This is a genomic window from Planotetraspora thailandica (assembly GCF_016863335.1).
Classification (GTDB): domain Bacteria; phylum Actinomycetota; class Actinomycetes; order Streptosporangiales; family Streptosporangiaceae; genus Planotetraspora; species Planotetraspora thailandica.
Window position 1 is genome coordinate 16,456 of sequence record NZ_BOOR01000030.1, and the last position, 17,483, is coordinate 33,938.

17 protein-coding genes are annotated in these 17,483 nt (G+C 68.1%); 9 read left to right on the forward strand and 8 right to left on the reverse strand.

Features of this window, described 5'->3' with window-relative positions:
* Positions 1-92: 92 nt before the first annotated feature.
* Positions 93-1,061: an AraC family transcriptional regulator gene (locus Pth03_RS20770; RefSeq protein ID WP_203945998.1), complete on the forward strand. Its 969-nt coding sequence runs from the start codon at positions 93-95 to the stop codon at positions 1,059-1,061.
* Here the strand turns inward: Pth03_RS20770 and Pth03_RS20775 are convergent.
* From Pth03_RS20775 to Pth03_RS20800, 6 genes are all read right to left on the reverse strand, one after another.
* Positions 1,016-1,876 carry an amidohydrolase family protein gene (locus Pth03_RS20775; RefSeq protein ID WP_203945999.1) on the reverse strand — a complete coding sequence of 287 codons (861 nt, stop codon included), beginning with the start codon at positions 1,874-1,876 and terminating at the stop codon, positions 1,016-1,018. The two genes, Pth03_RS20770 and Pth03_RS20775, sit on opposite strands and share 46 nt — an antisense overlap.
* A 165-nt stretch (positions 1,877-2,041) precedes the next feature.
* Positions 2,042-2,956, reverse strand: a complete 915-nt coding sequence (locus Pth03_RS20780) for an aldo/keto reductase (RefSeq protein ID WP_203946000.1) — start codon at positions 2,954-2,956, stop codon at positions 2,042-2,044.
* On the reverse strand, positions 2,953-3,258 hold the full coding sequence (locus Pth03_RS20785) for an L-rhamnose mutarotase (protein WP_203946001.1): 306 nt from the start codon (positions 3,256-3,258) through the stop codon (positions 2,953-2,955). Before Pth03_RS20785 ends, Pth03_RS20780 begins: the two co-directional genes overlap by 4 nt.
* A gap of 15 nt (positions 3,259-3,273) precedes the next feature.
* A complete protein-coding gene (locus tag Pth03_RS20790; RefSeq protein ID WP_203946002.1) occupies positions 3,274-4,026 on the reverse strand; it encodes an SDR family NAD(P)-dependent oxidoreductase in 753 nt (250 codons plus the stop codon).
* Positions 4,027-4,060: 34 nt separating this feature from the next.
* Positions 4,061-5,371 (reverse strand): L-fuconate dehydratase, encoded by a 1,311-nt coding sequence (locus Pth03_RS20795; RefSeq protein ID WP_203946003.1) that lies wholly within the window; start codon positions 5,369-5,371, stop codon positions 4,061-4,063.
* Entirely contained in the window at positions 5,368-6,225 is an 858-nt protein-coding gene (locus Pth03_RS20800; protein WP_203946014.1) for a fumarylacetoacetate hydrolase family protein, read from the reverse strand. Before Pth03_RS20800 ends, Pth03_RS20795 begins: the two co-directional genes overlap by 4 nt.
* A gap of 253 nt (positions 6,226-6,478) precedes the next feature.
* Between Pth03_RS20800 and Pth03_RS20805 the strand changes: the two genes are divergently transcribed.
* Both Pth03_RS20805 and Pth03_RS20810 read left to right on the forward strand, forming a co-directional pair.
* Positions 6,479-7,678, forward strand: coding sequence for a cytochrome P450 (locus tag Pth03_RS20805; RefSeq protein ID WP_203946004.1), 1,200 nt, complete (start codon positions 6,479-6,481; stop codon positions 7,676-7,678).
* A gap of 459 nt (positions 7,679-8,137) precedes the next feature.
* Entirely contained in the window at positions 8,138-9,106 is a 969-nt protein-coding gene (locus tag Pth03_RS20810) for a PDDEXK-like endonuclease domain-containing protein (RefSeq protein WP_203946005.1), read from the forward strand.
* Positions 9,107-9,346: 240 nt separating this feature from the next.
* On the opposite strand, the gene Pth03_RS20815 is transcribed toward Pth03_RS20810, so the two are convergent.
* Entirely contained in the window at positions 9,347-10,372 is a 1,026-nt protein-coding gene (locus Pth03_RS20815) for a GDP-mannose 4,6-dehydratase (RefSeq protein WP_203946006.1), read from the reverse strand.
* 251 nt (positions 10,373-10,623) lie between these two features.
* On the opposite strand from Pth03_RS20815, the gene Pth03_RS20820 reads away from it, so the two are divergent.
* The 3 genes from Pth03_RS20820 (at position 10,624) to Pth03_RS20830 (ending at position 13,823) form a co-directional block, all read left to right on the forward strand.
* Entirely contained in the window at positions 10,624-11,862 is a 1,239-nt protein-coding gene (locus tag Pth03_RS20820) for a glycosyltransferase family 4 protein (RefSeq protein ID WP_203946007.1), read from the forward strand.
* 189 nt (positions 11,863-12,051) lie between these two features.
* Positions 12,052-12,765: a class I SAM-dependent methyltransferase gene (locus tag Pth03_RS20825; protein WP_203946008.1), complete on the forward strand. Its 714-nt coding sequence runs from the start codon at positions 12,052-12,054 to the stop codon at positions 12,763-12,765.
* The gene (locus Pth03_RS20830; protein ID WP_203946009.1) at positions 12,762-13,823 is read left to right on the forward strand and encodes a prenyltransferase; all 1,062 of its coding nucleotides are present in this window, start codon (positions 12,762-12,764) and stop codon (positions 13,821-13,823) included. Before Pth03_RS20825 ends, Pth03_RS20830 begins: the two co-directional genes overlap by 4 nt.
* 713 nt (positions 13,824-14,536) lie before the next feature.
* Here the strand turns inward: Pth03_RS20830 and Pth03_RS20835 are convergent.
* The gene (locus tag Pth03_RS20835; RefSeq protein WP_239119223.1) at positions 14,537-15,169 is read right to left on the reverse strand and encodes a class I SAM-dependent methyltransferase; all 633 of its coding nucleotides are present in this window, start codon (positions 15,167-15,169) and stop codon (positions 14,537-14,539) included.
* 166 nt (positions 15,170-15,335) lie between these two features.
* On the opposite strand from Pth03_RS20835, the gene Pth03_RS20840 reads away from it, so the two are divergent.
* The 3 genes from Pth03_RS20840 to Pth03_RS20850 all read left to right on the forward strand — a co-directional run bounded on the left by Pth03_RS20840 (position 15,336) and on the right by Pth03_RS20850 (position 17,289).
* Complete coding sequence (locus tag Pth03_RS20840; protein ID WP_239119224.1) at positions 15,336-15,929, forward strand: pyridoxamine 5'-phosphate oxidase family protein; 594 nt, start codon at positions 15,336-15,338, stop codon at positions 15,927-15,929.
* Positions 15,930-15,991: 62 nt separating this feature from the next.
* A complete protein-coding gene (locus tag Pth03_RS20845) occupies positions 15,992-16,186 on the forward strand; it encodes a ferredoxin (protein ID WP_203946011.1) in 195 nt (64 codons plus the stop codon).
* A 17-nt stretch (positions 16,187-16,203) separates the two neighbouring features.
* On the forward strand, positions 16,204-17,289 hold the full coding sequence (locus Pth03_RS20850) for an alcohol dehydrogenase catalytic domain-containing protein (protein WP_203946012.1): 1,086 nt from the start codon (positions 16,204-16,206) through the stop codon (positions 17,287-17,289).
* The last annotated feature ends 194 nt before the right edge of the window (positions 17,290-17,483 follow it).

Genomic DNA, 17,483 nt, shown 5'->3' on the forward strand with positions numbered 1-17,483 from the left:
ATGTGGGGATTCCCTTGCAGACTATGGAGACCGGCCTGGACAATCTATGCGAGAAAGTCCGAATTACCCCCGCGATCGTCCGGAGTTCCCCCGTGGATGCCCTGTCCCACGTCCTGTCCCTGCTGGACGTCGAGAGCGCCTTACCCTCCCGCTTCGAGGTGGGAGGCCCGTGGGCGCTGAGATTCCCGGGAGGCTACCGGCACGCCAAGTTCGGCGTGGTGCTGGGCGGCTCCTGCTGGATCTCGCCGCTGGACGCCGAGCCCGCACTTCTGCGGCAGGGGGACTGCTGGATGGTCACCGGCGGCAGGCCGTACGTCATGTCCAGCGACCTCGAGACCAGGGCCGTCGACGCCGTGCCGGTGTTCATGGCCGCAGAGAGCATCGAGCGCGTCCGATACGGTGACGCGGCCGTCGACACCGTCCTCTTCGGCGGAGCGCTGACCTTCGACGAGAGCAGCGCGCGGCTGCTGCTGGAAATCCTGCCGGCGCTGCTGCACGTGCCCGCGGCGTCGGATCAGGCGGACGTGCTGCACATGGCGTTGCGGATGCTCGCCCAGGAGACGGCGGCACCCGCGCTCGGCAGCGGTTTCATGACCCAGCGCGTCATCCACATGGTGTTCGTGCAGGCCCTGCGCATCTACGCGTCCACGACGGCCGCGGACGGGCGGCCTGCGGGCGGGTGGCTGAGCGCGCTGCTCGACCCGCAGATCGGCGGCGCGCTACGGCTGATTCACGAGGAGGCCGCGCGGAAATGGACGGTGGACGAGCTCGCCGCCTCCGTCGGCATGTCACGGTCGAGCTTCGCGGAGAAGTTCAAGACCGTCGTCGGGTCACCGCCGCTCGACTACCTCATGCGCTGGCGCATGCACGCGGCCGGGCGGGAGCTGCGCGAGACCGACCGCACCGTCCACGCCATCGCCGGGCGGTGGGGTTACGGCTCCGAGAGCGCCTTCAGCAACGCGTTCAAGCGCGTCATGGGCAGCACGCCCCGCGACTACCGGAGCAGGCGCCCCCCTCAGCCTGCCGAGCCGTACGCGACCGCCAGTCCGTACCACTCCTGAGCGGTGCCGCCGAAGACGGCCGCGCGCTCCCGCTCCGACAGCGAGGCAGTCAGCTCGCGGGCCAGCTCGACCACCTGCGCGTAGGAGGCGGCGAGCTCGCACACCGGCCAGTCGGAGCCGAACATCACCCGCTCCGGACCGAAGACGTCCAGGACGTGCGCGGCGTACGGCGCGAACTGCGGGGTCTCCCATTCCGTCCAGGACGCCTCGGTGACCAGCCCGGACAGCTTGCACGCGACGTTGGGCAGCTTGGCCAGCTCGGCGATCTCGCTCGCCCACGGCTCGAACTCGCCCGACGCGATGGGCGGCTTGGCGGCGTGGTCGAGCACGAAACGCAGGCCGGGCATGTCCGCGATCACCTGCCGGGCCGCCGGAAGCTGCGACCCGAGAACGAGCACGTCGTAGACCAGGCCGGCCTCCTCGACGGCACGCAGGCCACGGAGCACGTCGGGCCGGGCGATCCACTCGGGATCGGGCTCGTCCTGCACCTGGTGGCGCAGGCCGACGAGCCGGTCGCCCCCGGTCGAGGCGCGCAGCGCCGCCACCTGGCCGGCCGTGTCGCCGGTGAGGTCGGCCCAGCCGACGACCCCGGCGATCAGGCCGTCCGACTCCGCGGCCGTGGCCAGGAACTCCTCGGTCTCGACCACGTCGGAGACCGTCTGCACGAGCACCGTGCCCCGCACTCCCGCAGCGGCCGTCTCACGCCTGAGCTCCTCAAGCCCGTACGGCTTGCGTATCGGCGCCAGGGCCTCGCCCGACATCCAGGGATATTCCCGGTGAGTGGGGTCCCAGAGATGGTGGTGTGCGTCGATCACGTCACGCCCTCCTGTCGTCGCGCATGTCGGTTGTGCATGATCACGCCCGGTGTTCTCGCAGGCCGGGCGGGCCGGGGCCGGACTTCTGCATGATCACGAACGGAGTCGTCCCAGGTCAGGCATGGCCCCGGCGAACTTCTGCATGATCACGCGCAAAGGGGGCGCCTAGAGGGTCAGGAGCTCGGGCCAGAGGTCGTCGGGGATGGGCCGGCCGGTCAGGGACATGTTCTGCTCCACCTCGGTCGCCGACCGCATGCCCACGACGACCGTGGTCACCGCCGGATGCCGGAGGGGGAAGGCGAGCGCGGCCTGCGGCAACGTGACGCCGTGCCGCTCACACGCCCGGGCCATCTCCCTGGCCCGCTCGAGCAGCTCCGCCGGAGCCGGCGCGTAGTCGTAGGTTCCGCTCGGGTCGTGGGTGGCCAGCAGCCCGCTGTTGAAGACTCCCCCGACGAAGACGGAGACGCCGCGGTCCAGGCACAGCGGCAGCAGCTCCTCCTCGCCCGACCGGTCGAGCAGCGAATAGCGCCCGGCAAGCAGCACCACGTCGATGTCGGTTTCCCTGACGAGGTCGGTGAGCATCCGGGTCTGGTTCATCCCAGCGCCGATCGCCTTCACGACGCCCTCGGCGCGCAGCTCCGCCAGCGCCGGATACGCCTCGGAGAGGGCCTCCTTGTAGTGGGTGTCGGGGTCGTGGATGAGGGCGATGTCGACCGAGTCGACGCCGAGCCGCTCCAGCGACTCCTCCAGGGAGCGCCGCACGCCGTCGCGGGAGAAGTCCCAGACCCGCTTGTGCGTCGCCGGCACGTCGAAGCCCTGGTCGTCGCGCCCGCCGTCCGAGCTCGGCACCAGCAGCCGGCCGACCTTGGTGGAGACGACGTACTCCTCACGCGGCCGGTCCCGCAGCGCGGCGCCGAGCCGGCGCTCCGACAGGCCCAGGCCGTAATGGGGGGCGGTGTCGAAGTACCGGATGCCGGCGTCCCACGCGGCGTCGACGGCGGCGTGCGCCTCCTCGTCGGACAGGGCCGCGAAGAGGTTGCCGATCGGCGCGGAGCCGAAGCCGTACGGTGTCACGTTCATGGGAGCTCCCACACCATGTGCAGGCCGCCTGCCGCGGGGTCGAAGTCGGCGTCGAGGAGCAGGTTGATCCTTGCCTGCCACGCCTGGTCGGCCGGGTTGTCCCTGAGGAACTCCTGCAGCCGGGCGTAGTCCTCCACCTCGACGTAATGGAACAGGTCGAGGCCGTCGCGCCAGATCCGCCAGACGTGCACGCCGCCCTCACGCAGGGCGGCGTCCAGATCCTCAGGGATCACCGCGTGGACCTTCTCGTACTCCTCGACGGCATCCGCTTTGAGCCGGGTGCGCAGAGCGATCCTCTGCATGGGGCGAACTCCCTGCTAGTTCGATCGAGGCCGGAGCCGCAGGCCCTGCATGCCGCCGTCGACGGCGATGGCCGTGCCGGTGGTTGCGGAGGCGAGCGGGCTGGCCAGGTAGGCGATGGCGTGGGCGATCTCCTGCGCGCTCACGAGGCGGCCCATGGGCTGGCGCTGTTCGAGCGCGGCACGCTCGGCGGCGGGGTCGGAGGCGGCGTCGAGCAGCCGGCCCACCCACGGGGTGTCCGCCGTACCCGGGTTGACGCAATTGACCCGAATGCCGTCATTGACGTGGTCTGCCGCCATCGCGAGGGTCAACGATAGTACGGCGCCCTTTGTGGCGCTGTAGAGCGCACGATTCGGCAGGCCCGCGGTCGCGGCGATCGAGCACGTGTTGACGATGGCCGCATGCTGCGACTCGCGCAGGTACGGCAGGGCCGCCCTGGCCACCCGGACCATGCCCACGACGTTGATGTCGAGGACCCGCAGCCACTCCTCGTCGGCGTTCGCCTCGATGGTTCCGGCCGCACCGACTCCGGCGTTGTTGACGACGATGTCGAGCCCGCCGAAGTGCTCGGCCGCGGCCGCGACAGCCGTACGGACCGAGGCGTCGTCGGTGACGTCGGCCTTCAGCCCGAGGAACGGCTCAGCGGGCGGGTTGACGTCGAGGCAGGCGACGCGGGCGCCGCGCTCGGCGAGCAGCGTGGCCGTGGCGAGGCCGATGCCCGACCCGCCTCCGGTCACCAGTACGGCCAGGCCGTCGAATTCTGTGCTCATCGATACATCCCTGACATTGATGGTGCGGCGCCGGTCACGCGGATCTCCAGGCGGGCCCGTCCGGATAGGAGTAGTCCGCGATGGACTCGGGACGCATGGTCGCGCTGAATCCCGGGGCGAGCGGCGTGCGGTAGGCGCCGTTCTCGATCACCACGGGGTCCACGAAGTGCTCATGGAGGTGGTCGACGTATTCGATGACCCGGTCGTCCATGGACCCGGTCACCGCGACGTAGTCGAACATCGACAGGTGCTGCACCAGCTCGCACAGGCCGACTCCGCCCGCGTGGGGGCAGACCGGGATGCCGAACTTGGCGGCGAGCAGCAGGATCGCGATGTTCTCGTTGACGCCGGCGACCCGGGCGGCGTCCAGCTGGAGGTAGGAGATGGCCCCCGACTGGAGCAGCTGCTTGAAGATCACCCGGTTCTGCACGTGCTCACCGGTGGCGACCTTGATGGGGGCGATCCCGCGCGCGATGGCCGCGTGGCCGAGCACGTCGTCGGGGCTCGTCGGCTCCTCGACCCACCACGGATCGAACTCGGCGAGCGCGTTGACCCATTCGATGGCCGCACCGACGTCCCAGCGCTGGTTGGCGTCGATGGCGATGCGGAAGCCGGGGCCGCACACCTCGCGGGCGATGCGCATGCGGCGCACGTCGTCGGCGAGGTCGGCGCCCACCTTCAGCTTGATCTGCGTGAAGCCTTCCTGCATCGCCTCCTTGCAGAGGCGGCGCAGCTTCTCGTCGCTGTAGCCGAGCCAGCCGGGCGAGGTGGTGTATCCCGGGTAGCCGGTCTCCTTGAGCCGCTCGATCCGCTCGGCGCGGCCCGGCTCGGCCGCGCGCAGGATCGCGAGGGCCTCCTCACGGGTGAGCGCGTCGCTGAGATAGCGGAAGTCGACCAGGTCGACGATCTCCTCCGGCGACATCTCGCTCAACAGCAGCCAGACCGGCTTGCCAGCGCGCTTGGCCTTCAGGTCCCACAGGGCGTTGACGACCGCGGAGATCGCCATGTGCATGACGCCCTTCTCCGGGCCGAGCCAGCGCAGCTGGGAGTCGCCCACCATGTCGCGGTAGATGGCGCCGACGTCGTCGACCGACCTGCCGAGCACGTACGGCTCCAGCGCCTTGATGGCCGCGGTCTGGATGTCGTTGCCGCGCCCGATCGTGAAGGCGAACCCGTGGCCTTCGGCCTCGCCGTCCCGCAGCACGACGTAGGCCGCCGAGTAGTCGGGATCGGGGTTCATCGCGTCGGATCCGTCGAGCTGCGCCGACGTCGGGAAACGGACGTCGTGGGTCTCCATCGCCGTGATCGCGGAAGCGCCCCGCGTCACGATCTGCCCGGCGGTCATGCCTGACCGACCGTCTGGCGCTGGCGGCCGAGCCCGTCGATCTCGAGCTCCATGACGTCGCCCTCGCGCAGGTACGGGTGGTCGGGGAGGCCGAGCGCGACGCCGGCCGGGGTCCCGGTGTTGATCACGTCGCCCGGTTCGAGGACCATGAACCAGCTCAGGTAGCGGATGACCTCGGCCACATCGAAGATCATGTCCTTGGAGCCGCCGTTCTGGCGCACCTCGCCGTTGACCCACAGCCGCATGCCGAGGCTCTGGGGGTCGGCGACCTCGTCGGCCGTCACCAGCCACGGGCCCAGCGGGTTGAAGGTCTCACACGACTTGCCCTTGTCCCACTGGCCGCCGCGCTCGAGCTGGAACTCGCGCTCGGAGACGTCGTTGGAGATCGCGTAGCCCGCGACGACGCCGAGCGCGTCCTCGCGAGACTCCAGGTAGCGGGCGGTCTTGCCGATCACGACGGCCAGCTCGACTTCCCAGTCGGTCTTCTCGCTTTTACGCGGGACCAGCACCTCGTCGAAAGGTCCGACGACTGTGCTGGAGTCCTTCATGAAGACCACCGGCTCGGCTGGAATGGCCGCTCCTGTCTCCTCAGCGTGGTCGCGGAAGTTGAGACCGATACACACGACCTTTCCCGGACGGGCGACCGGCGCCCCGATCCTCAGGCCCTCGGCGTCCAGCACCGGAAGGTCGCCCGACTCGAGCGCGGCGCGCACACGGTCAAGACCGTCATCGGCCAGAAACCGCCCGTCGAGGTCGGCTCCGCCCATGACGCCGGACAGGTCGCGAAGGCGGCCTTCATCGTCCAGCACGGCCGGAAGCTCCGCATCTTTGGGCCCAACCCGGAGCAGTTTCACCAAAGCCCCCATACATCCGATGTTTTCTCAGGGAGACGATTCCCGACAGCCGGGTCCGATGTCAAGTGCGCGAACGCATACACATCCGATGATCTGGGGAGGCTAGCGCCAATCGTGTCACTTGGTCGCCACCCTCGGCATACCTTGACGCACTCCTCGAGGCCGTAATAGAACACGTTTCAGTAAGCGCCCGCGCGCGCGATGCCTGGTGTATAACGATCTTCCTGCCCCCACCTCCGACTCTAGGGGTCCCATGGACATCAACCTTGTCGACCAGGACCATTACGCGAGCAGGGGAGCGCCGCACGATCAGTTCCGCTGGCTTCGCGACAACACTCCCGTCTTCTGGCACGAGGGAGACGCCGAGCGGGACTGGCCCGGATTCTGGGCGCTCACCAAGCACGAGGACGTCGTTCACGTCTCCCGCAACTCCGACCTGTTCTCCTCGGCCAAGAAGCTCGCCCTCTTCGACGAGATGCCCGAGGAACAGCGCGACCTCCAGCGCATGATGATGCTCAACCAGGACCCGCCGGAGCACACCCGGCGGCGCTCGCTGGTCAACCGCGGATTCACCCCGCGCGCGATCAGCAAGCTCGAGGAGCACATCAGGGAGATCTGCCACCAGCTCGTGGACGAGGCGAGGGACAAGCCCGAGGCCGACTTCGTCCGGGACTTCGCGGCCCCGCTTCCGCTCTACGTGATCTGCGAGCTGCTCGGCGCGCCACTCGAAGACCGGGACAAGATCTTCGAGTGGTCCAACCGCATGATCGGCGCCCAGGACCCCGACTACGCCGACCCGGACGAGGGACAGAACGCCGCCATGGAGGTCTACTCGTACGCCAACGAGCTGGCCGCCGCCCGCAAGGACGACCCCCAGGACGACATCGTCACCAAGCTCCTCCAGCCGGCCGACAGCGGCGAGGTGCTGAGCGTGGACGAGTTCGACCTGTTCGTGCTGCTTCTGGTCGTGGCGGGCAACGAGACCACCAGGAACGCGGCGTCCGGCGGCATGCTCGCCCTCTTCGAGAACCCCGAGCAGTGGGCCAGGCTGGTGGCGGACCGCGCGCTGGCCGGCCCCGCCGCCGACGAGATCGTCCGGTGGGTCTCGCCCGTCAACCTCTTCCGGCGTACGGCCACGACGAACACGGTCGTCCGCGGCCAGGAGATCGCCGAGGGCGACAAGGTGGTCGTCTTCTACACCTCGGCCAACCGGGACGAGGACGTGTTCCAGAACCCGGACGTCTTCGACATCGGCCGGACCCCCAACCCGCAGATCGGGTTCGGCGGCGGCGGCGCCCACTTCTGCCTGGGCAACCACCTGGCCAAGCTGGAGCTGAGGGTGCTCTTCGAGGTTCTGTCGGAGCGGATTCCCACCCTGCAGCAGGCCGGCGAGGCCACTCGCCTGAGGTCCAGCTTCATCAACGGCATCAAGACCCTCCCCGTCACCCTCTAACCCCCCGTTGTGCGTGATCATGCAGAAGTTCGGCGGCATGCCCGCCGACCTGCACCAACGCTGTGCGTGATCATGCAGAAGTTCGGAGAGATGCCGTCCCACCTGCCCCTTCGCGCATCGTGATCATGCAGTAAGGCGACGAGACCCTCGCCGAACTGGGGCGGCCCTCTCCGTGATCATGCAGAAGTTCGGCGAAAGCCGCTCCGACCAGGGCACACACCTGTCGTGATCATGCACAGCCGAGTGCACACGTGGCCTGCGCAGCAGGGTTGCCGTGCCGTACGCGGGTGGACTTGCGCAGAAAAGTCGCCGTGCCGTACGGCATGACCCGGCGCAGCCGGGTGGTGGGCCGTACGCGTCACGCCGGGCCGCGCGCGGCGATCCTCCACGGCCGGAACTTATCCACAGGTCGGGCGCTATCGGCCCGAGCCGGAGCCCCGCGGCTCATGCTGTGCGCTCATGGACCTGATAACGACCGCCATCGCCAGGGCGCGGGGCATCGACAAGGACGAACTGGCCGCCCTCGTCGCCACGGGCGAAATCTGGCGATTCACTCGTGGGGCTTACTACACGGGTGAGCATCCGCGCGCTCTGGCCGTACGCGCCCAGATCGTCGCGGCCGTCTGTGGCCCGACGACGACCGTGTGCCGTCGCACGGCCGCGTGGCTGTGGGGGCTCGACGTGCTCCCGCCGGGCAAGGACGCCCACGACTGGCCGGTGGAGCTCCTTGTTCCGGCCGGCGACCGGACACGCCCGCGACGTCCCGGATGCCGGGCGTACGAGGCCGATGTTCCGCCATCGGACGTCACGCAACTCGGCGGCGTGATGATCACTACTCAGGAGCGTACGGCCCTCGACTGTGCACGGTTCCTCCCGCGCCTTGAGGCGGTGGCGGCGCTCGACCAGTTCCTGCGGCGGCAGGTCGCCGTCGAGGCTTTGTGGAGCCGGGCCGCCGCGCTCGCCGGTCGGAGAAACGCCCGGCGGCTGCGTGAAACGTTGTGGCTCGCCGACGCGGGCGCGCAGGCGCCGAGCGAGAGCTGGACACGCGTGCTGATCGTCGACGTCGGCCTGCCGCGACCTCGGACGCAGATCCCCGTGGTGTTGCCGTCTGGGGCTGAGGTCTTCGTCGACATGGGGTACCAGCGTTTCCAGGTCGGCGTCGAATATGACGGGGAGCGGTATCACAGCAGCTCGGAGGACAGGGCTCACGATGCGTGGCGACGCGCCCAGCTTCGCGAATGCGGATGGACTCTCGTCGTCGTGCGCAAATCGGACGTCCTGAGCAACCCCGCGGACTACCTCGAGCTCCTGACCCAGAAGCTGCGCGAACGCGGGTGGCAGCCGTCCGAGCGGCAGCTGACGCTCGTCCTCATGCGGCTTCGCATGTTGCGCAACCGCGAGGCGCGGCTCCGCCGTTACGCCGCCTGATCAAGAGGTACGGCCAAGCCACGGCGAGCACAGGCACGGGCCGGCTCTGTAAGCGAGTGCATGATCACGAAGTCGAAAACCGCTGGTGGGGCGGCATCTTGCCGAACTTCTGCATGATCACGAAACGAGAAGTCGCAGGCAGATGCCGCACTCACCGAGGTTCTGCATGATCACCACAAGAGGGGCCGCAGGTCAGGCCGCCTCCTGCCGAGGTTCTGCATGATCACGGGGAAGCAGGGCTCAGGGCCAGGACGTGCCATGGTCGGGGTCGTGGCCGTCGGCCAGCAGGCGGATGTCGGACTCGACCATCATCGCGACGAGTTCCTCGAACGACACCGTCGGCTCCCACCCCAGCTGACTCCTGGCCTTCTTCGGATCGGCACAGAGCAGGTCGACCTCGGCCGGCCGGTGGAGGGCCTGGTCACAGATGACGTGCCGTTCCCAGTCGAGCCCGGCGGCGGAGAACGCGGCCTCGACGAGTTCCCGTACGGACCTCGTCCGCCCGGTGCCGATGACGTAGTCCTCCGGCTCGGGCGCGGTCAGCATCATGTGCATGGCACGCACGTAGTCGCCGGCGAAGCCCCAGTCGCGCCGGGCGTCGAGGTTGCCGAGCCTGAGCTCCTCGGCGAGGCCGAGCTTGATCCGCGCGACCCCCAGGGTGACCTTTCGGGTGACGAACTCGGCCCCCCGCCGGGGCGACTCGTGGTTGAACAGAATGCCCGACACGGCGTACATGCCGTACGACTCGCGATAGTTCTGCGTCAAGAAGTGCCCGTACGCCTTGGCCACGCCGTACGGGGACCGGGGGTGGAAGGGGGTGCGTTCCGTCTGCGGCGTCTCCCGCACCTGCCCGAACATTTCAGACGAAGAAGCCTGATAAAAGCGGATTTGGCCGGAGGACGCGTCTCGTGACGCCGTAATGCCGGAACACACCCGGATGGCCTCCAGCATCCGGAGCACGCCCATGCCGGTCACCTCGGCGGTGAGCTCCGCCTGCTCCCACGACATCGGGACGAAGGAGATCGCGCCCAGGTTGTAGACCTCGTCGGGCCGCACCTTCTCGACGGCCGAGATCAGCGAGCCCTGGTCGAGCAGGTCGCCCCGGACGAGCTGGACGTCCTGGAGGAGCTTCCTCACACGAGCCACGCGAGGGTTGGCCTGGCCGCGGACGAGTCCCCACACCTCATAACCCTCGCTCAACAGGTGTTCCGCGAGGTAGGAACCGTCCTGACCGGTGATGCCGGTGACAAGCGCACGCTTGGCCAACAGTCCTCCTGGCTCGGGCTGAAGAGAGCTATAAGAGGCGAATGTACCGCCCTGCCCGCCTGAGGGTGCCACCCCCGATCGGCAGCGGATAGAACGCGTTCCACCGAACTCCGTTCGGGTAACCTAACGTCCCAGTTCCGGCATGGTGCGGGCAATGCGAGGAACAATTCCACCTCGCCCGTCCCATCTAAGGTCAAATGGTAGGGTTTCGGTGCCAGCCTCGTGCGGGCACAGCGTGAGAGGGGTGCCCCTTGGCGGAACGGCTGCGAGTCGCGTTGCTGTCCTATCGCAGCAAGCCCACCTGCGGCGGTCAGGGGGTGTACCTCCGCCACATCAGCCGTGAGCTCGTCGCCCTCGGACACCACGTCGAGGTCTTCTCCGGCCAGCCGTACCCGGAACTCGACGAGGGCGTGATCCTCAACAAGGTCCCGAGCCTCGACCTCTACAACGACGACGACCCGTTCCGCACGCCGAAACTCGGCGAATACCGCGACTGGATCGACGCGCTCGAAGTCGGCACCATGTGGACGGCAGGCTTCCCCGAGCCGCTGACCTTCAGCCTCCGCGTCCGGCGCGAGCTCAAGAAGCGGCAGGGCGACTTCGACGTCGTCCAGGACAACCAGACGCTCGGCTACGGCATGCTCGGGATCAAGAAATACTTTCCGGTCGTCGGGACGATCCACCACCCCATCAGCGTCGACCGGCGAATCGAGCTGGAAGCCGCGAAAGGCTGGAAGAAGCTCTCCATGCGCCGCTGGTACGGATTCGTGCGCATGCAGAGCTTCGTCGCGCCGCGGTTGAGCCCGATCCTGACCGTCAGCGAATCGTCCCTGGCCGACATCCACCGTGACTTCGGCGTGCCCGAGGACAACATGCGGCTGATCCCCCTCGGCGTCGACACCCGCTTCTTCCACCCGCGACCGGAACTGCCCAAGCGTCCCGGCTCGATCGTGGCCGTCGCCAGCGCCGACTCGCCGATGAAGGGCGTCGCGACGCTGCTGCGCGCGACCGCCAAGCTGGCCACCGAACGCGACGTGCACCTCACCGTTGTGAGCAAGCCGACTCCCGGCGGCCCCACGGAGAGCCTCGTCGCCGAGCTCTCGCTGGGCGACAGGGTGACATTCGTCCACGGCATCTCCGACGACGAGCTCGCCGAGCTCATCGCCACGTCGGAGGTGTCGGTCGTCCCCTCGCTCTATGAGGGTTTCTCGCTGCCCGCCGTCGAGCACATGGCCTCCGGCACGCCGCTGGTCGCCTCGCGCACGGGCGCCCTCCCCGAGGTCGTCGGCGACGCCGCGATCCAGGTCGAGCCGGGCGACCCCGAGGAGCTGGCCGCCGTGCTGCGCCGCCTCCTCGACTCGCCCGAAGAGCGCGAAGCGGTGGGCCGCAAGGGCTACGACCGCGTGATGGAGCGCTACGCCTGGCCCGTCGTCGCGCAGCGCACGGTCGAGGCGTACCGCGAGGCCATCGCGGCCCACACGGCGCGCTGAAGGCCCCCGTCTTGACCAGCCCAGAACCGGCGCCCGTGTACGGCATGCCCTGCCGTACGGCATCGCGTGCGCGGCGCGGGCCTGGGCGCACGGTGAACGGCACGGCTCGATGAGGGGCATCGCCCGCTTTCGCGTGAACAGTCGTCAGGTGGTCCCACCCGTAAGGGTGCAGAACGAAAGGTGGCGTGAGTGCTGACCGTCGACTTCGACCGGCTGCCCGTCGGGCCGGGTGATCGCGTGCTCGACCTCGGCGCGGGCGCGGGCCGGCACGCGTTCGAGGTGTTGCGCAGGGGCGCCGACGTGGTCGCCTTCGACATGGACGCCGCCGAACTCGACGGCGTGGCCGCCATGTTCGCGGCGATGGACAAGGAAGGACAGGTTCCGCCGGGCGCCACGGGCGAGACCGTCGTCGGTGACGCGCTGAGCATGCCGTTCCCGGACGCGTCCTTCGACCGGGTCATCGCTTCCGAGGTGCTTGAGCACATTCCGGATGACATGGCGGCGATGCGGGAGCTCGTCCGGGTGCTGCGGCCGGGCGGTCTGGCCGCCATCACGGTGCCGAGCTTCCTTCCCGAGCGCATCTGCTGGGCACTGTCCGAGGACTACCACACGGCTCCCGGCGGACATATCCGGATTTATACGTTGGCGGAGCTCCAGGCCAAGCTGAAGGCCTGCGGTCTTGAGGTCGGCTCCCACCACCACGCACACGGGCTGCATTCGCCGTACTGGTGGATCAAATGCGCGGTCGGTGTCAACAACGACGGCCACCCGCTGGCCAAGGCCTACCACGAACTCCTGGTGTGGGACATCATGAAGCGCCCCGCCGCCACCCGGATCGCGGAATCCCTGCTCAACCCTCTCATCGGGAAGAGTGTGGTGGTCTACGTCCGGAAGCCCGCATGACGGGCATTCCATTCGTACCTGGGATCATCACCGCCGAACAGGTCGTCCAGACGGCGCGGAGCATCGCCGCCATCCAGGATAGGGAGGGCGGCGTTCCCTGGCCCGAAGGGCACGTGGACGTCTGGAACCACATCGAATGCCTGATGGCCCTCACCGTCGCCGGCCTTCGCGACGAGGCCAGAAGGGGTTACGACTGGCTCGTACGGCATCAGCGCCCCGACGGCTCGTGGCCGATGAAGATGATGGACGGCAAGCCCGCCGAGGCTGGCGGGGAGTCCAACCACGCCGCCTACGTCGCCGTGGGCGTCTGGCACGACCTTCTGGTGACGGGCGACGAGGAGTTCGCGCGGGCGATGTGGCCCGCCGTCACCCGGGCACTCGACTTCGTCGTCGGCCTGCAGACCACTCGGGGCGAAATCGTCTGGGAGCGGGACGCATCCGGCCGGCCGGCGCCGTACGCGCTGCTCACCGGGTCGTCATCGATTCATCAGGGCCTGCGATGCGGCGTGCTGCTGGCGGAACGGCTGGGCGACCCGCAACCGGACTGGGAGTTGGCGGCCGACCGGCTGGCGCACGTGCTGGTGGCCCACCCCGAGGCGTTCGCCGACAAAAGCCGCTTTTCGATGGACTGGTACTACCCGATCCTCGGCGGTGCCGTACGCGGAGTTCAGGCGACGCAACGACTCGACCGCGAGTGGGACACCTTCGTCGTGCCCGGGCTGGGCGCCCGGTGCGTGTCCGATCAGCCATGGGTCACCGGGGCCGAGTCGTGCGAGCTCGTTCTGACCCTTGACGCGATGGGTGCCGGAGAACGGGCGCGGGCCGTGTTCGCGGACATGCAGCACCTGAGGCACGAGGACGGTTCTTACTGGACCGGCTGGCAGTTCGTGAACGAGAGGCATTTCCCGCACGAGAGGTCCGGGTACACGGCGGCAGCGGTGGTCCTCGCGGCCGATGCCCTTTCCAGGGCCACGCCCGGCTCCGGCGTGTTCCGCGACGTGGGGAGCCGGCCCGTGCAAATCACCGGTGAGTGCGGCTGCGAACGCGCCCACGCCTGAATCGGAGACCAGATGTGATCACGCCAGAAGATCGGATGGGATCCGCATAAAACCTGGCCGTGATCATGTAAAACCTGGCCGTGATCATGCAGAACTTCGGGAGCGGCCCCCTGAGTTGCGCCCACCCTGGCCGTGATCATGCAGAAGTTCGCACACATGCCGTCCGACCTGCGGCCCAGCCGTGCGTGATCATGCAGAACTTCGGGGAAATGGGCGTTGGTCTGCGGAAACGCAAATCGTGATCATGCAGATGTTCGCCAGGACACGTCACGAGCTGCATCGATAGACCGCGTGATCATGCAGGGAAGCGGCGCCATACCGCACGGGCCACTGCATGATCACCAACGGCATCGGCGCAGGTGAAACGGGAGGCGCCCACACTTCTGCATGATCACAAAATGTAAAGCCCCACCTCGGGCGCCATATCTTCGAACTTCTGCATGATCACGAAACATGAAATGCCAGCTCACGCCACGCATCGGCGAACTTCTGCATGATCACGCACAAGTGGGGGTGCAGCTCACACAACGCACGCGCGAACTTCTGCATGATCACGGCCAGGGGCCGACGTCCTGCATAATCACAACCAGGGGCTGACGGGCTGCATGATCACGGCCAGGGGGCTGACGGGCTGCATAATCACGGCCAGGGGGGCGACGTTCTGGGTGATCACGGCCCAAGTTAGGGCTGAGGGCGGGGTCTCTGTGTGATCACTACGTCCAAGGGGTGGGCGTGCGTTCGAGGACCCTCAGGGAACCTTGGGATCGCACTTCCGTGAAGGCTCCGGACGCCAAGGCGCGAAGGTAGACCCGATATGGAGCCTGGCCTCCTTCAGCCGGGTCGGGATAGATGTCATGAAATACCAAAACGCCGCCCACCATGACATGGGGAGCCCATCCCTCGTAATCCTCGGTCACCGGCTCCTCGGAATGCCCGCCGTCGATGAAGAGCATGGCCAGCGGCGTGTTCCAGAATCTCGCCACCGTCGCCGACGCACCCACGACCGCGACGACCTCGCCTTCCAGCCCGGCCTCGGCGATCGTCCGCCGGAAGAACGGCAGAGAGTCCATCCTCCCCACTCGAGGGTCCACCAGCTCGGCGTCGTGATGTTCCCATCCCGGCTGGATCTCCTCGGATCCCCGATGGTGGTCGACCGTGAACACGACCGACCCCGCCTGCCGCGCACCCGCGCCCAGATATATCGCCGATTTCCCGCAATAGGTGCCGATCTCACAGATCGGCCCCCGCGAGCCGTACTCACGGGCCAGCTCGAACAGCGACAGCCCTTCCTCCGGCGGCATGAAGCCCTTGGCGCCCTCGGCGAAACGACGGAGATCGTCAGGCATCGTGCCGGCCATGCGGGTCCTCTCGTGCGGATTTCCGTACGGCTGCCGCATCCGCGAGCCGTCGAGGTGGAACCCTACCGACCTCCCGACATACGCCGCACAACCACCCGAACATCATTCCGCTGGCCCCTTGTCGACCATGATGGAACGTGTTCTACTTTGCAGCGTGACCCCGCCCCACGTGAGCCAGCCCAACGTGAGCCAGCCCAACGTGAGCCAGCCCAACGTGAGCCGACCCGATACAAGCCGGCCCGACACGAGCCGGCCCGGTTCCAGCAAACGTGCCGGCATCGCGATGGACGACGAGGAGGTCGCGGCCTTCCTGCGCGACGGGGGCAAGCTCCAACTCGCCACGATCAACCCTGACGGCACGCCTCATCTGGTCACCATGTTCTACGGCCTGGCCGACGGCAAGATCACATTCTGGACCTACCGGAAAGCGCAGAAGGCCAGGAACCTCGAGCGCGACCCCCGAGTCACCTGCCTGGTCGAGACCGGCGACGAATACGCCGAGTTGCGCGGCGTCATGATCTACGGCAAGGCCCGCCTGATCGACGACCCCGAAGAGGTCCTCTCCGTGGGAATGGACGTCACCCGGCGGATGACCGGCATGCCCTCCTCCGAAGAAGCGCCGCAGGCAGACGATCCGCTGCGCGCCTACGTCGCGCATACCGCCCGCAAACGCATCGCCTTCGTCGTCGAGCCCACCCGGACGGTCTCATGGGATCATCGCAAGCTTCCCGGCGCTAGCGTTGGCTGAACGCGCTTCAGCAGCCGGTAGGGAAGCCGCGGAGATCAGCCGTTGCGAGGGGAGAGCCAGACGTGAAGGTCAAGGTCGACTATGTGGTGTGCGAGGCGAACGCCGTCTGCATGGGCCTGGCGCCGGAGGTGTTCGACGTCGATGATGACGACCAGTTGCATGTGCTGATGCCCGAACCGCCCGCCGAGTTGCTCGACCGCGTACGGCACGCGGTGAGGTCCTGCCCGAAAGCCGCCCTGTCACTCGAAGACGAGTAATCCCCCCAGGAGGTCCTATGCGTGGCGCTCTTCTCCATGCCGTTGGAGACGACAAGCTCGACATCCGTGACGACTTCACCCTCGCTCCGGTCGGCCCGTCCGATGTACGGGTGAAGATCAAGGCGACGGGTGTGTGCCATTCCGACCTCTCGGTTCTGACGGGCGTGCTGCCCATGCCGCTGCCCGTGGTCCTCGGCCACGAAGGCGCGGGCGAGGTCCTCGAGGTCGGCGACCACGTGACCTCGGTCCAGCCCGGAGACCACGTCATCATCAGCTGGACCCCGGCCTGCGGCGAGTGCGCCAACTGCGTCGGCGGCCAGCCGTACCTCTGCGGCACGTACGTCATGAAGAGCTTCACTGAGGCCCGTTTCGTCTACGGCGGGCATACGCCGGCCTTCGGCATGGCGGGCTGCGGGACGTGGGCGGAGGAGATCATCGTCCCGTGGCAGGGCGCCATCAAGGTGGACCCCGAGGTGCCCTACGAGGCCGCCGCGCTCATCGGCTGCGGCATCACCACCGGCGTCGGCGCCGCGATCAACACGGCGAAGGTACGGCCGGGCACGACGGTGGCCGTCGTCGGCTGCGGCGGCGTCGGCCTGTCGGTGATCCAGGGCGCCCGGGTTTCGGGGGCGACGACGATCCTGGCGATCGACCCGCTCGAGTCGAAGCACGAGCTGGCGAAGAAGGTCGGTGCGACGCACGCCTGCACCCCTGACCAGCTCATGGACGCGATCGGGACGCTCACCGGCGGTCAGGGCTTCGACTACGGCTTCGAGGTCGTCGGCAAGTCGGCGGCGATCATCACGGCCTGGCAGGCGACCCGCCGCGGCGGCGACGTCATCGTCGTGGGCGCCGGCGCGATGGACGACCAGGTGCCGCTGACCGCCTTCCAGCTGCTGTTCGAGGGCAAGAACATCCTCAGTTCCCTGTACGGCGGAGCCGACGTGCAGCGGGACTTCCCGTTCTTCGCCAACCTGTACAAGGCAGGCAAGCTGGATCTCGAGAGCATGATCAGCTCGCGGATCAGGCTGGCCGACGTCAACGACGCCGTCGCGGCCCTCAGGAGCGGCGAGGTGCTGCGGCAGATCATCGTCTTCGACTGAGACGCCGAGACGACTGAGACGCTGAGCCGGGTGAGCCGCTGAAGCGCTGAAGGACAAGCCGAACCGGCCCCGCAGGGCCGAGCCCGGCATGACACGACAACGGTTCCGGTCCAGGCCCCCCGAGGCCCGGACCGGAACCGCCTTCACATCGCCAGGCTCACACCTGACCTCACACCTCGGTCCAACGGGACTCC